Source organism: Streptomyces sp. NPDC050738, from assembly GCF_040654175.1.
In the GTDB taxonomy this organism is placed as follows: domain Bacteria; phylum Actinomycetota; class Actinomycetes; order Streptomycetales; family Streptomycetaceae; genus Streptomyces.
In genome coordinates, this window is record NZ_JBFAHN010000015.1 from 1 (window position 1) to 13,967 (window position 13,967).

The 13,967-nt window shown below is 70.5% G+C and carries 9 protein-coding genes; 3 read left to right on the forward strand and 6 right to left on the reverse strand.

The features are described from left to right. Positions 1-116 precede the first annotated feature (116 nt). Together AB0H78_RS30090 and AB0H78_RS30095 are read right to left on the reverse strand one after the other, a co-directional pair. Positions 117-914 carry a family 1 encapsulin nanocompartment shell protein gene (locus AB0H78_RS30090; RefSeq protein WP_363237811.1) on the reverse strand — a complete coding sequence of 266 codons (798 nt, stop codon included), beginning with the start codon at positions 912-914 and terminating at the stop codon, positions 117-119. 5 nt (positions 915-919) lie between these two features. Then, positions 920-2,002 carry a Dyp-type peroxidase gene (locus AB0H78_RS30095; protein WP_363237812.1) on the reverse strand — a complete coding sequence of 361 codons (1,083 nt, stop codon included), beginning with the start codon at positions 2,000-2,002 and terminating at the stop codon, positions 920-922. Between the two features lie 288 nt (positions 2,003-2,290). Here AB0H78_RS30095 and AB0H78_RS30100 point away from each other — a divergent pair, with 288 nt between their 5' ends. After that, positions 2,291-4,927, forward strand: a complete 2,637-nt coding sequence (locus AB0H78_RS30100; RefSeq protein ID WP_363237813.1) for an alpha-L-rhamnosidase C-terminal domain-containing protein — start codon at positions 2,291-2,293, stop codon at positions 4,925-4,927. A gap of 81 nt (positions 4,928-5,008) precedes the next feature. Here the strand turns inward: AB0H78_RS30100 and AB0H78_RS30105 are convergent, their stop codons facing one another. Continuing rightward, the gene (locus tag AB0H78_RS30105) at positions 5,009-6,088 is read right to left on the reverse strand and encodes a 5'/3'-nucleotidase SurE (RefSeq protein ID WP_363237814.1); all 1,080 of its coding nucleotides are present in this window, start codon (positions 6,086-6,088) and stop codon (positions 5,009-5,011) included. Positions 6,089-6,232: 144 nt separating this feature from the next. Between AB0H78_RS30105 and AB0H78_RS30110 the strand changes: the two genes are divergently transcribed. Further along, positions 6,233-7,552: an RNA polymerase subunit sigma-70 gene (locus AB0H78_RS30110; RefSeq protein WP_363237815.1), complete on the forward strand. Its 1,320-nt coding sequence runs from the start codon at positions 6,233-6,235 to the stop codon at positions 7,550-7,552. Between the two features lie 88 nt (positions 7,553-7,640). After that, on the forward strand, positions 7,641-8,408 hold the full coding sequence (locus AB0H78_RS30115) for an SDR family oxidoreductase (RefSeq protein WP_363237816.1): 768 nt from the start codon (positions 7,641-7,643) through the stop codon (positions 8,406-8,408). Positions 8,409-8,466: 58 nt separating this feature from the next. Here AB0H78_RS30115 and AB0H78_RS30120 read toward each other — a convergent pair whose 3' ends face one another. The 3 genes from AB0H78_RS30120 to rhaS all read right to left on the reverse strand — a co-directional run bounded on the left by AB0H78_RS30120 (position 8,467) and on the right by rhaS (position 13,950). After that, a complete protein-coding gene (locus AB0H78_RS30120) occupies positions 8,467-11,676 on the reverse strand; it encodes an alpha-L-rhamnosidase (protein ID WP_363237817.1) in 3,210 nt (1,069 codons plus the stop codon). Positions 11,677-11,809: 133 nt separating this feature from the next. Beyond that, positions 11,810-12,832 carry a LacI family DNA-binding transcriptional regulator gene (locus tag AB0H78_RS30125; protein WP_363237818.1) on the reverse strand — a complete coding sequence of 341 codons (1,023 nt, stop codon included), beginning with the start codon at positions 12,830-12,832 and terminating at the stop codon, positions 11,810-11,812. 35 nt (positions 12,833-12,867) lie between these two features. Beyond that, positions 12,868-13,950 carry a rhamnose ABC transporter substrate-binding protein gene (rhaS, locus tag AB0H78_RS30130; RefSeq protein WP_363237819.1) on the reverse strand — a complete coding sequence of 361 codons (1,083 nt, stop codon included), beginning with the start codon at positions 13,948-13,950 and terminating at the stop codon, positions 12,868-12,870. Positions 13,951-13,967: the final 17 nt, after the last annotated feature.

The window sequence follows — 13,967 nt, forward strand, 5'->3', positions numbered from 1 at the left end:
TGGGTGCGCAACACATCGGGGTGTTCGAGGAGCGAGCGCAGCCCGCGCACACCGAGGGCCGGCGGAAGGACGGCGACCCCGCTCGGTCGTTCCCGCAGCCGACGCGCCCGGCGTCGTCAGACGGTGAGGGCGATCCCGGCCTCCGGGGTGTGGAGGCTGAAGGTGAGGCTCTGCACCAGATAGAGCTGGATGGTCGTGGCGTCGTGGGTGAGATAGCCGATCGAGAGGTCCTGCCCCAGGTGGAGTTCGAAGTCGCCGCCCCGGGTGGAGACGACCGCTCCGCCGTTGATGGCCGGGGCCCACACGATGGGCCCCGACAGCACACGGGCCAGGTGTTCGCGTACGGGATAGCCGTGGTCCGAGGTCTCGTTGACCGCTGTGTACGCATCGGCACCCAGGAGCAGCGCGTACGGACCGTCCACACCCGCCAGCCGCAGCGCCGTCATGGCGCGGCTCACACTGTCCGGGTACTCGGCCACGTCGGCGGCCAGCGGCAGGGCGGTGTTGGTCGATGCGCTCCTGATCCCGTCGATACCGGCTTCGGGCCAGCCCTCGAAGATGATCCGGTCCTCGGTGAGGGCCATGGTCCTGGCGGCCTCCTGGGCGGGATGCCAGTCGCTGTCCTGCGCTCCGTACTCCACGTTGTCGACCGCTTCGCGGTCCAGCGTGAAGGGCACGCGCAGTTCGATGGTGGGGTGCGACTGATGTGCGCGGGCCTCGACGCTCGGCGTCGGCGCGGCGATCGGCTTGAGGTGGCCCGAGCCGATGGCCGCGAGGGCCGGGCCGCCCGGGTCGTCGACGTCGACGACGCGACGGCCCGCGAGGTGCAGGACGAAGGTGCGGCGGACCTCCTCCTCGATCTCCTTCCACGCGCTCGTGCTGATCGGGGCCAGGTCGCGGTGCAGATTGTCCATGGGTATCAGAGGGCCTTCGGTGAAGTGGCGTGCGCGGTGGCGGGGAGCTCGAGGCGTCCGATGTTCAGGGAGGTGCCCTCGAAGCGGGGGGCGACGGCGTCGGACTGGAGCACGGCGGCAGGGGCCTGGGCCGGAGCCGCTCGGGAGGGTGCGGGCGGATCGTCGAGGAATTCCGTCGTGGGGACGTAGAACAGCGATCCGGTGACGGCCGTGGAGAAGTCCAGGATCCGGTCGTGGGTGGCGTCCGCGGTGCCCAGGAACATGTTGCGGAGCATCTCCTCGGTCACCGCGGGGGTGCGGCAGTAGCCGATGAAGTACGTGCCGTACTCGGCGCGTGCCAGTGACCCGAAGGGCATGTTGGCGCGCACGATCGGCTGCTCTTCGCCGTCGGCGTCCTCGACCTGGTTCAGCGCGACATGCGAGTCGGAGGGCTGGGCGTCTTCCGCCAGCTCGATGTCGTCGGCTTTCGTACGGCCGACCACACGCTCCTGCTCGCCCGTGGGGAGCGTGTCCCACTGGGGCAGGTCGTGCAGGTACTTCTGGACGATCGCGTAGCTGCCCCCGGCGAACGCGGCGTCCTCCTCCCCGACGAACGCGGCACGCCCCGCCCGGGCGCCCTCGGGATTCTCCGTGCCGTCGACGAAGCCGAGGATGTCGCGCTGGTCGAAGTAGCTGAACCCTTGCGTCTCGTCGACGACGCGGGCGTGGCCCGTCAGCCGGCGGGTGATCTGCGCCGCCAGTTCGAAGCAGAGGTCGGTGTGCCGGGCGCGGATATGGAAGAGCAGGTCGCCGGGGGTGGAGGGGGCGCTGTGGCGGGCGCCCCGCAGCGGTTCGAAGGGGTGGAGCCCGGCGGGCCGGGGACCCTCGAACAGGCGATCCCAGGCGAGCGAGCCGATCCCCGCCACGCACGACAGCCGGTCGTCAGGAACCCGGAATCCGACCGCGCGCACCAGCCCCGACAGATCCGCGAGGAGGTCGCGCGCCCCGTCCTCGCCGCCGTGGTCGACGGTGAACACCAGAAACACCGCGGCCCGGCTCGTCCCGGCCAGCACCGGCTGCGGGGTGTGCGGCGGCTGCGTGCTGCCCACGGAGTCCTCCCTCCTGGAACGGGTGCCACGGCGGGTCGTATCGGGCCGTGAGCTGGTTCCAGCGTGCCCGTGCCCTCCCGCACACCGCTCCCTGAGCGGGATGCGGGTACTCCGATCGGGCCAAGGAGGCCGTCACCGACGGCACCGACGTCCGGCTGTACGCGTCCGATGCGCGTTGCGCGATCTCTGTACGGCATCCCACCGCTCGTGTAGCGTCGCGTCCGTTCACACGGCTGAAACGTTTCACTACACTGTTTCAGCAGCTTTCGACGAAGGGGAGAGCACGCTATGCCGTCGAGCGGAAACAAGGGGAAGGGTCCGGAATCCGGGCCGAACCGGCGTGCCGTGATGGCCGCGGGGCTGGGTACGGCCGCACTGTCGGCGTCCGGGCTCTCGCTGTTCGCTGCGGGCCCCGCCGCTGCCGCGCCCGGCACCACACCGCACCCGTCCGCGGCCCAGGGGAAGGACGCCTGGCACCGCTACGTACAGGCGCCTGCCGACAAGCTGGTCCGGCCCGTGAGGACCCTGGGCACGACCGGTCAAGTGACCCGCCCCGACGCCCTGTTGAAGCCGGGCGGCGACGTCACCGTCCTCAGCCGGCCGCAGCCGCCTCAGGCGCCCAAGTGGCCCGAGGGCACCACCGCCGAGGCCTCGTCCGAGCACGCAGGCAACCAGGGCAACGACGGCAAGCCGCGTACGTACGTGGCCGCCAACGCCATCGACGGCGACCCGGACACCTTCTGGAACGACGACACATCGGCCGCCTTTCCCGACACCCTCACCATCACTCTGCCCGCGGCCCGCGCGCTCTCAGGGCTGACGCTGATCTCCAACAGCGACGGCGTACCGCAGGACTTCACCGTGGAGACCTGGCAGGACGGGAGCTGGAAGCAGACCGCCTCGGTCTCCGCGAACAGCGCCGTCCAGCGCGCCATCGCCTTCGACGCCCCGCGCACCACCGACAAGGTGCGGATCACCGTCACCGCGGACCAGGACACCCCTAAGGGCGCGTTCACCCGCGTCAACGAGGTGTGGCCCGAGGCGGTGGAGCCCGTGGAGGCGCCGAGTGTGACCATCGACTTCGGCAAGGTCGTCGTCGGCTATCCGCGCGTGAAATTCGCCTCGGCGTCGGACAACAGCCCAGGGGTGCGCCTCGCCTTCTCCGAGACACGCCAATTCCTCACCGAGCGCTCCGACTTCACGCGCGCCGACCAGGCGGGCGGCACCGGCGGAGGCACCGACCAGTTCGCGGTGCCGGCGGCGGGCGCTGACTGGAAGGACGTCAAGGGCTTCCAGGCCGGGGACAAGGTGTTCGCGGACGGCCTGCACGGGTTCCGATATCTGAAGATCACGCTCGACGCGCTCGGCGCCGACGCGCCCGCGGCCCTCCCCTGGGGCACGGTCTCCATCGACTCGGTGTCGCTCGAGTTCACCGCCTATCTCGGTACGCCGGACACCTTCCGGGGCTGGTTCCTCTGCTCCGACGACGACTTGAACCGCTACTGGTACGGGGCCGCGTACACCAACGAGCTGGTGACCGACACCTTCCGCCGTGACGACGTAGACCCGCGCAACGCCTGGAGCGCCTCCCTGGAGGGCAAGCTCGTGCTCCAGGACGGGGCCAAGCGCGACCGCGACCCGTACGTCGGCGACCTGGCGGTCTCGGCCCGCACCCTCTACCTCACCCACGACGACACCGCGGCGGCCGCCCGCAACGTCCTGGCCGATCTCGCGGATCACCAGCGCGCGGACGGCTGGATCCCCCCGGCGTCCATCAACAACTACACGCTGCCCCTCTTCGACTATCCGCTCTGGTGGGTGACCTGCAGCTGGGACTACGTCCTGTACACCGGCGACCGCGCCTACGCGAGCGGCTACTACCCACAGCTCCTCAAGGTCCTCGACACCTGGTACCCCAGCGTGACCGACGAGGCGGGCCTGCTCAGCAAGGGACTCAACGGCACGGGCGGGTACGGCGACTACGCGTTCCTCAACCGCACGGGCCGCATCACGTACTACAACGCCAACTACGTCCAGGCGCTCCACGACGCCGCCTCGCTGGCCACCTGGCTGGGGAGGACGGCGGATGCCGCGCGCTGGTCGACGCGGGCTGACAACGTTGCCAAGGCGGTGAACACCTATCTCTGGGACGAGGCGGCCGGCGCCTACCTGGACTCGGCGACGGGTCCTGTGCGCCACGCGCAGGACGGCAACTCCATCGCCATCACCGCGGGCATCGCGGGCAGCGAGCGGGCCGCCTCCGCACTGGATCACCGCGACCGCACGACGCAACTCCGTTACGGCAACGCCTTCATGGACAACGACACGATCTTCGGCGGCGCCTCCCAGCGGGTCTACGCCTTCACCTCGTACCCGGAGATCGTGGCCCGCTTCGACAGCGGCCGGGCGGAGTCGGCGCTGGACCAGATCCGGCGCACGTACGGGTGGATGGACAGCCATGACCCCGGCATCACGAACTGGGAGGGCATCGGCCCGAACGGTTCGCTGTACGAGGACGCCTACACGAGCATGGCGCACGGCTGGTCGACCGGCGTCCTGCCCGCGCTGACCCACCAGCTCCTGGGCGCCCGGCCGACCTCACCCGGCTACGCCACGTGGGAGGTCCGCCCCAACCCCGCGTCCGTCACCTGGGCGCAGGGCCAACTGCCCACGCCGCACGGCCCGTTGGGAGTTGAGTGGACGAACGAGAAGGGGACGTTCACCGTGACCGTCCGGGTGCCCCGCGGCACGAAGGGGTCGGCCGCGCTGCCGACCGGCGGTCGGCGGGTGGTCGTACGCGACGGCCGGCACACGCTGTGGGACGGCGGCCGGGGCAGGGCCGGTGTCCGCCTCGACGGCGATCACGTCCTGGTGACGGACCTCGGGCCGGGAACCCACACGCTCACGGCCGTGCGCGCCGGGTAGTCGCAGGTGGTGGGTGGGGGCGGAGGCGGGTGGCCGCTCTCCGCTCCACCGCCACCGCCCCCGCCCCCGCCCTTGCGCGCGTCAGCCGTGGCTCTTCACGTACGCGGCGAGCCTCAGGTCCTTCACTCCCGTGTACGTGCGGTCGGACCCCAGCGGGGTCACCGTCACGTAGCCGCGCTGGAGCATGGCGAAGTCGGCGTCGCGCTTGGTCTCGGGGCGGCAGCCTTCCACCCCCGGTGCGCAGAACCCGGCGCCGATGGTGAAGGTGTTGCCGCTGCCCGTGTAGGCGCCCTTGACGAGCTGCTGCGTCCCTACGGACGTCCACGCGGTGCCACGGGGGCGCTGTCCCACGGGCAGATAGGGGTAGTTGACGTTCACGACGAAGTCCGGCTTCAGCAGGTCGCGCCGTTTGAGCTGCCCGATGAAGTCGGCGGCGTACGCCGCGGTCTCCCGGTAGGTGCGGTCCGCGACCTCCAGGGAGGTCGTCACGGTCGGATCGTAGGAACTGCTCAGCGCGACCGCCGGCACGCCCTCGCCGATCGCGGCGAGCGCGGCTCCGACCGTGCCCGATTCGTTGACCACCGAGGCGACGTTCTGGCCGTAGTTGGTGCCGGACACGACCAGGCCCGGGCCGTCCTGCCACCCCGCCTTCGCGGCCAGGCCACCGCCGAGGGCGAGACGTACGGCGTCGGCGGGCGTGGCGCTCAGGGAGGCAGGACCGCAGGGCGATCCGCCCTTGCACACCCCGTACACAGCGCCTTGGGCGGGCGCTGTGGAGCAGTCCTGCGCGTAGTCCAGGGGCAGCGCCGTCCGCCGCTCCACGGTCAGCTGGCCGCTGGTGGTGGAGCCGGTGCCCGCGCCGCTCTGGTTGGCCCAGGGTGCGAAGACGACCACGTCCGCCCCTGCCGCGCAGAGCGCGTGCCGCACCTCGTACAGGCCCTTGCCGTCGGAGCCGTTGGGTCGCGCCATCTGCATCGAGTCGTCGTTGCTGAGCAGGACGCGGAAGCCGGCGAGCGGCGTGGTGGCCGCTGAAGCGGTACGGGGGTGGTGCGTTGCTTCGGAGTCGGCGGACTGCGCCTGCGCGAGAGCGGTGGCGGCCAGCAGAAGAGCGGTCGCGGCGCCGGCAAGGGCCGTGGTTCTTCGGGCGACAGATGTTCTCAACGGACTCGGTCTCCTCTACTCGGTTCGGTGTCCATGACATGTCTCCAGCTGGCGACGACGGAGCCTAGATGACACGTGTCAACAAGGGAAGGGATCCAGCAGTTCGCGCAAAAAGGGGTCCCGCGGCCGCCTAGCGTGTCCGGCATGACAGCGAAGTGTCGGGCCTGCGGCCGTCCCCTCGACAGGAGCGCGGGACCCGGGCGGGCCGCGTCGTACTGTTCGCAGGCATGCCGGCAGCGCGCCTACCGCGAGCGGCGACACCCTTCCGAGGTTCCCGCGAGCGACCTGATCACCGATATCGGGGACCGCGTACGGCAGTTGCGACCCACCTCCGCGCTCGCGTTCCATGCCGGAGTGGAGGCCTTGGCACCCCGGTTCGCCCAGTTGCGGCGCCTCGCCCGGCAGGCGCGTCAGGACGAGGCCGGGGAGGCGGAGGGCGCAGCCGACCCGATGGAAAACGTCACGCCCCCGCCCGTGACGAATCCCGACGACGGTGTTCTCGCCGCGCTCGTCGAGGCGCACACGGATGAGCTGCGGGTCCACTGCTACCGGCTGCTCGGGTCGTACGACGAGGCCGAAGACCTCACCCAGGAGACTTTTTTGCGCGCCTGGCGGGCTCGCGGCACGCTCGATGACGTGGGAAATCCCCGGGCCTGGCTCTACAAGACCGCCACGCATGTGTGCCTGGACTTCCTGCGCAAGCACAACCGCAGGCCGACCGTCTACGAACCCGTCCCCGGCATGGATTCCGGCGACGGGCCGCCGCCGCCCCGGCTGCCGTGGCTCCAGCCCTTTCCCGACGACCAACTGCCCGAGCGCCCGGCGACCCGGCACGCGCCGGACGAGCAGGCCGTGGCGAGCGAGACCCTGGAACTCGTCTTCCTGACCGCGATCCAGCAGCTTCCGCCGCGACAGCGGGCCGCGGTCATCCTGCGGGACGTCGCAGGATGGTCGGCCCAGGAGACCGCCGACCTGCTGGAATCCTCGCTCGCCTCGGCCAACAGCGCCGTACAGCGCGGCAGATCGGCCCTTCGCGAGGCGCTCCCGGGGCGGCGTGAGGACTGGGCGGCGAGCCGGGCGAGCGCCGACGATATGACGCTGCTGCGCCGCTACATGGAGGCGGCCGCCGACGCCGACATCGACGCCATGGTGAAGCTGGTGCGCGAGGACGCGGTGCTCACCATGCCGCCGAATCCGTTCTGGTTCACCAGCCGTGACGCGCTCTTCGCGTTCGTACGGCCCAACCTGGATCCCGCGTCGCCGATGTTCGCCGGGCACTGGCGGCATCTGCCGGTGCGCGCCAACGGGCAGCCGGCCGTGGCGGGTTATCTGCGCAGGCCGGGCACCAGTGTCTTCCGGGCGCAGCTGATCGATGTGCTGCGCGTCGAAGGCGGGCAGATCGCACAGATCACCACCTTCGAGCCGCACCTGTTCGCCGCGTTCGGACTGCCCATGACCATGTGACGGCGGCCGCCGCCGATGAGTTTCCGCCGATGCTTCGTCTTATGGGTGTCGGGTGCACACGGCACCCCCCAGCAGGAGGACAACGGACATGCTTCAGGACAAGGTCGCGGTCATCTACGGCGGAGCGGGCGCACTGGGCGCGGGGGTGGCGAAGGCGTACGCAGACGCGGGAGCCCGGGTCTTTCTCACCGGCCGTACGGAGGCCACGCTGAAGAAGGTCGCTTCCGCTGTCGGCGCCGAGTACGACGTGCTGGACGCCCTCGACGAGGCGGCCGTCGAGGCGCATGCCGCCTCGGTCGTCGAGCGGGCAGGGCGGATCGACATCTCCTTCAACCTCGTGCCGCGCGGGGACCTGCACGGCATCCCGCTCACCGACCTGTCGGTCGAGGACTTCACCCGGCCGGTCGTGCAGGGCATCACCTGCCAGTTCATCACCGCACGGGCCGCTGCCCGCCGGATGACCGCGCAGGGCTCGGGCGCGATCATCGCCCTGGACAGCGGGTCGGGCAACGGCAGTCCGATGATGGGCGGCACGGCCTCCGCGGACGGTGCGACCGATTCGCTGATCCGCCAGTTCGCCCAGGAGCTCGGCCCGGCCGGTGTGCGGGTCTGCGGGATCTGGACGGCCGGGGTCACCGACAGCCTGACGCCGGAGAAGCTGTCCGGCGCGGGCGCTCCCGCCATGGACGAAGCCGCCGTGCAGGGCATTCGCCAGCACCTCGACAGCCTGCGCATGACCAAGCGCTCTCCGCAGATCGCCGATATCGCCGCGCTGGCCGCCTTCCTGGCGTCGGACGCGGGCGTCGCGATCACGGGGACCTGGGTCAACGCGACCGCGGGAATGTTCCCCAGTTGAGCGGCCGCCGGTGGGCCGCCACTTCCCGGAAGGGGAAACGGCGGCCCACCGGTCTCTCTCACGCGGTGAAGCGGTGGCTTCCCGAGCCGACTTCGTACACGGCACAGCCGTCCTCGGCGCGTACGAACGTCGCCTGGCCGCCCTTCACCCGGTCCGGGCGGGCCGTGGGCACCCACACCTCGGCGGTGGTGTTGGGCGGCACGGTGCACTCCAGTACGAAACCGCCGGACCGCTGCTCCCACTGGGTGGTCACGGGGCCGTACAGCGAGGCGAACCTGGCGCTCGCGGACGTGACCTGGCCGCCGGGGCGGGGGCGGACGACGATCCGCCGGTAGCCCGCGCGGCCTGCGGCGATCCCCGCGATGTTGGTGTACATCCACTCGCCCACCGAGCCGTAGGCGTAGTGGTTGAAGGAGTTCATGCCCGCGTCCTGGAACGTGCCGTCGGGCTTGATGGAGTCCCAGCGCTCCCACATCGTGGTCGCGCCCCGGTCGATCTGGTAGCCCCAGCTCGGGAAGGTGCGCTGGTGCAGCAGCCGGTAGGCGACATCGGTGTGGCCTGTGTCGGTGAGGACGGGCAGCAGGCGCGGGGTGCCGAGGAAGCCGGTCGACAGGTGCCAGTCCTTGGCCTCGATGAGGGCGACGAGACGGTCGGCCGACGCCTTGCGCAGGGCGTCGGGGACCAGGTTCATGGACAGGGCGAGGACGTACGCGCTCTGTGTGTCGCCCTTCACCTTTCCGTCGGCTGTGACGTATGCGGTTTGAAAGGCCTGGCGCACCCGGTCGAAGAGGCCGGTGTACGGGGCGGGGTCCTCGCCCAGGGCCCCGGCCATCTGTGCCGCGAGGTCGGCGCTGTGGGCGAAGTACGCCGTCGCGATGACGTCCTTGGGCGTCTCGTCCGAGACGTTCAGCCAGTCGCCGTACCCGCCGGCCGGGCGCAGCAGCCCGTCGCTGTTCTTCTCCAGATAGCGCAGCCAGGCCTGGACGGAGGGCCAGGCGTCGGCGACGACCTTCTTGTCGCCGTACGCCTCGTAGAGTGCCCACGGGACCGTGACGCCCGCATCGCCCCAGCCCGCGACGCCGTTGCCGACCGTCCCGACGAAGGGGGCCACGTCGGTGAACGCGCCGTCCGCGGTCTGGCCGTCGCGCAGGTCGAACAGCCACTTGGTGAGGAAGCGCGCCGACTCCATGGTGTAGGAGGCGGTGGGTGCGAAGACGTTGATGTCGCCGGTCCAGCCGAGCCGTTCGTCGCGGGCGGGTGTGTCCGTGGGGACGGAGACGAAGTTGCCGCGCTGGCCCCACGTGATGTTGCTGTGGAGCTTGTTGAGCATCGGGACGTTGGTCTCGAACTCGAAGGTGAACGGTGCGGAGGTGTGCATGACCCGGCCCGTGACCGCGCGGGCGGTGGGTGTGCCGGGGAATCCGGTGAGTTCGACGTAGCGGAATCCGTGCGAGGTGAAGCGCGGCTCGTAGGTCTCCTCGCCCCCGCCCTTGAGCGTGTACGTGTCGGTCGCCGCGGCCGTGCGCAGGTTGGTGGTGTAGATCGTGCCGTCGGGGTTGAGGACCTCCGCGTGCCGCAGGCGCACGGCGTCCCCCGCCTTGCCCGAGACGCGCAGTCGCACCGAGCCGACCATGTTCTGGCCCAGGTCGAGGACGAAGACGCCCGGCTTCGGCTGGGTGATCTTCTGTACGGGCAGTTCCTTCGCGATCCGCACGGGGCCGTCGATCTGCGCGACGATCTCGGCGGGGACATCGTTGTCAGAAGCGCGGACCGGAAGCCAGGCACGGTCGTCGAAGCCCGGCGAGGTCCACCCGGCCGTCTCCTTGCGCGCGTCATAGGTCTCGCCCGACATCAGGTCCGCGGAGACGATCGGCCCTGAGGCGGCACGCCAGTCCTTGGCCGAGGTGATGCGCTCGCTCGTCCCGTCCGTGTACTCGATCTCCAACTGGGCAAGGAACGAGGGGCGTTCGCCGTACTGGTGCGGGCCGAACATCCCCACGTTGCCCGCGTACCAGCCGGGCGCCACATAGGCGCCCAGCGCGTTGGTGCCCGAGCGGAGGAGGCCGGTAACGTCGTAGGTCTGGTACTGCACCCGCTTGCGGTAGTCGGTCCAGCCGGGGGCAAGTTGGTCGCGGCCCACACGGCGGCCGTTGATGTGGGTCTCGTAGAGGCCGAGGGCTGTCGCGTAGAGGCGCGCCCTGGCCACCTTCTTGCCGGGGAGCCGGAACTCGCGGCGCAGCTGGTTGGCGGCGAACGAGGCTGCGACGAGGCGGCCCCACGGGCCGCCGCCCCAGGCTGCGGCCACCTTCGCGGCGGGCCAGGCGGAGTCGTCGAAGGCCTGCTCGCGCCAGCCGTCGGCCGGTTCGGTGTCCGTCGACTTCCATGAGCCGTCGGTGACGGTCTTCTGCTCGCCGGACGCCGTGGTGACGGTCAGGACGCCGATCAGGCCCGCGGCTCCGACGGTGGCGTTGGTCGCCGAGACGGCGATGATGTTCGCGCCGGAGTGCAGCTGCGCGGTCACGTCGATGACGGCGGGCCGCCGCCAGCTGTCGTTGTCCGTGGCCAGGTCGGTGCGCGCCACCTCGGCACCGTTGAGGGACACGGTGTAGACATTGTCGGCGCTGATGGCCAGCACGGCCGATGTGATGCCTTCGGGGAGGTCCACGGCGCGGCGGAAGAAGCGGGTGGCGGCCGGCACGCTGCTCGCCGGGTCGCCCTCGGGGAACCAGATCCACGAACTGCCCTCCAGGGACGGGGCGTCCGTGAGGACCGCGGGGGCGGAGATCCACTCGGCGGTCCACTGGTCCTCGCCCATCAGGCCCGTCTCCCACCAGGTCGGCGCGCTCCACGCGGAGACGCCGCCGTCGGTGTCCCACACGCGGACGGACCAGAAGTAGCGGGTACGGGACTTGAGTTGAGGGCCTGCGTACGCGACGAGCACGGATTCCGCGGAGGCGACCTTGCCGCTGTCCCACACATCGGGGCGCGAGAGGCCGGCGGCGGTCGTGGCGACGCGCAGCTGATAGGCGCTCTGGAGCTGTCCGGCGGCGTCCGAGGTCATCGGCCAGCTCAGGCGCGGGCGGGCCGCGTCCAGCCCCAGCGGCTGCTGCACGTACTCGACCGTCGGCGTGGTGACGCGCAGGGCGCTCGCCCCGCCGTGCGCCTCGGCTTCTGCGGACCCGGATGCGGCGAGGGCCTGTCCGGTGCCTGCGGTCACGGCGCCCACCGTGACCGCGGCGCCCGCCAGGATGTTCCTTCTACTGATCACTACGGCTCCTGATGAGAGAGGGTGAATCGATTCATCGCGGTGAACGTAGGTGTCGCACGAGGCGTGCGTCAATGCGTGTGCACGGCTTTCCTGAAGTTCCAACTACCTTTAATGCAGGCCGAGTTGAACATCATCAGCGCGGCGCGAGACTGGACCTGCGGACCACCAGCTCCGGTTTCAGAATGACCCTGCGGTGCACATGGGGCTGCCCCTCCCCCGGCTCCGTCTCCCCCAGGAGCAGTTCGGCGGCCAGCGCCCCCAGCGTCACGGCCGGCTGCCGCACCGAGGTGAGCGGGACAGCGGCGGCGGCCGCGAACTCGATGTCGTCGTACCCGACGATCGCGAGGTCGCCCGGCACGTCGACGCCCGCCGCGAACATGGCCTGCAGTACACCCAGCGCGAGCAGGTCGTTGGCGCAGAACACCGCGGTCGGACGCTTGGAGAGCCCGAGCAGCCGGGCCCCGGCATCGCGTCCCGACGCCACGTCGAGCCGCTCGGTCGGCAGTTCGAGCAGCGCATCGGGGCCCAGGCCCGCATCGGTGAGCGCGGTGAGGGCACCCGTGCGGCGGTCCCTCACCTGGTTGAGGCCGGGCGGCCCGCTCACGTACGCGATGGAGCGGTGGCCCGCGTCGACGAGATGCCGCAGCGCCATCGCACCGCCCAGCACGTCGTCCACCGAGACCGAGCACTCGGTGGTGTCCTCGGCGACCCGGTCGACCAGCACGAACGGGATGCCGTGGCGGCGGAACGCCGCGATGTTGCGCCCCGTCGCGTCGGCGGGCGTCAGCAGCACGCCGCGCACCCGCAGTTCCGCGAAGTGCGCCAGGTACTCCGCCTCCTCGTCCGGGCTCTGCGCGCTGTTGCAGACCATGACGCCGAGCCCGGCCTCCCGCGCGGCACGCTCGGCGCCGCGCGCCACGTCCACGAAGAACGGGTTGCCCATGTCGAGGACGAGCAGGCCCATGATCCGGCTGTGCCCGGCCCGCAGCTGGCGCGCGGATTCACTGCGTACGTAACCGAGCCGGTCAATGGCCTCCAGCACCCGGGCACGGGTCTTGGAGGCCACCGCCTCCGGCCGGTTGATGACATTGGAGACCGTGCCGACGGACACACCGGCCGCGCGGGCGACGTCCTTGATACCCACCGGCTGTGCCATCGGACAAGAACCTCCAGTGGAGCGGTGGTGGGCTGCTAGAAGTTGAACTGGTCGATGTTCTTCGTGTTGAACACGGTCGGCTTGCCGAGGTTGATGACGCCGTCCTTGCCGATGGTGAAGCTGCCCATGGACCCGGCCTTGAAGGTCTCGCCCTCCTTGCCGGTGATCTGCCCCGAGGACAGCGCGACGGCCGTGCGTGCGGCCAGCTCGCCGAGCTTCGCCGGGTCCCACAGCTCGAAGGCCTCGACCGTGCCGTTCTTGACGTACTTGCGCATGTCGTTGGGGGTGCCGAGACCCGTCAGCTTGACCTTGCCCTTGTACTTCGAACCCGACAGGTACTGGGCGGCGGCCTTGATGCCGACCGTCGTCGGGGAGATGATCCCGGCCAGCTTCGGGTGCTCCTGGAGAAGGCCTTGAGTCTGCTGGAAGGACTGCTGGGCGTCGTCGTTTCCATACGCGACCTTGACCAGCTTGATGTCCTTGTACTTGGGGTCCTTCAGCTCTTCCTTCATGAAGTCGATCCAGGCGTTCTGGTTCGTCGCGGTCTGAGCGGCGGACAGGATCGCGATCTCGCCCTTGTAGCCGATCTGTTCGGCGAGCAGCTGCACCTCCGTACGGCCCAGGTCCTCGGAGCTGGCCTGCGAGACGAAGGCGTTGCGGCATTCGACCTTGGTGTCCGAGTCGTACGTGACGACCTTGATCTTGTTCTTCATCGCCTGCTTCAGCGCGGTGCACAGCGCACCCGGGTCCTGCGCGGACACGGCCATCGCGTCGACCTGCTGCTGGGTGAGCGTGTTGACGTAACTGACCTGCCCGCTGGTGTCGGTGGCGGTGCTCGGTCCCGTCTCCTTGTAGCTGGAGCCCAGTTCCGTGAGTGCCTTCTCGCCGCCCTTGTCCGCGGAGGTGAAGTACGGGTTGTTGACCTGCTTGGGCAGGAAGCCGACGGTGAGGCCCTTCTTGGTGGCCGCGTTCGGGTCGGCCTTGCCGGCGGCGGCGGCCGATCCGCCCCCGTCCTTGACGTCGTTCTTGGTGGTGCCGCCGCAGGCGGTGGCTGCCAGGGCGAGCGAGGTGACGGCGACGAGGGCCGTGCAGGCACGGCGGATCGATGACTTGCGCATGGCGGGGTCCTTTGCGG

Coding starts and splice junctions, on each gene's coding strand:
- AB0H78_RS30100 (WP_363237813.1), top strand. CDS start 2,291: ATGCCGTCGAGCGGAAACAAGGGGAAGGGTCCGGAATCCGGGCCGAAC.
- rhaS (WP_363237819.1), bottom strand. CDS start 13,950: ATGCGCAAGTCATCGATCCGCCGTGCCTGCACGGCCCTCGTCGCCGTC.
- AB0H78_RS30115 (WP_363237816.1), top strand. CDS start 7,641: ATGCTTCAGGACAAGGTCGCGGTCATCTACGGCGGAGCGGGCGCACTG.
- AB0H78_RS30090 (WP_363237811.1), bottom strand. CDS start 914: ATGGACAATCTGCACCGCGACCTGGCCCCGATCAGCACGAGCGCGTGG.
- AB0H78_RS30125 (WP_363237818.1), bottom strand. CDS start 12,832: ATGGCACAGCCGGTGGGTATCAAGGACGTCGCCCGCGCGGCCGGTGTG.
- AB0H78_RS30110 (WP_363237815.1), top strand. CDS start 6,233: ATGACAGCGAAGTGTCGGGCCTGCGGCCGTCCCCTCGACAGGAGCGCG.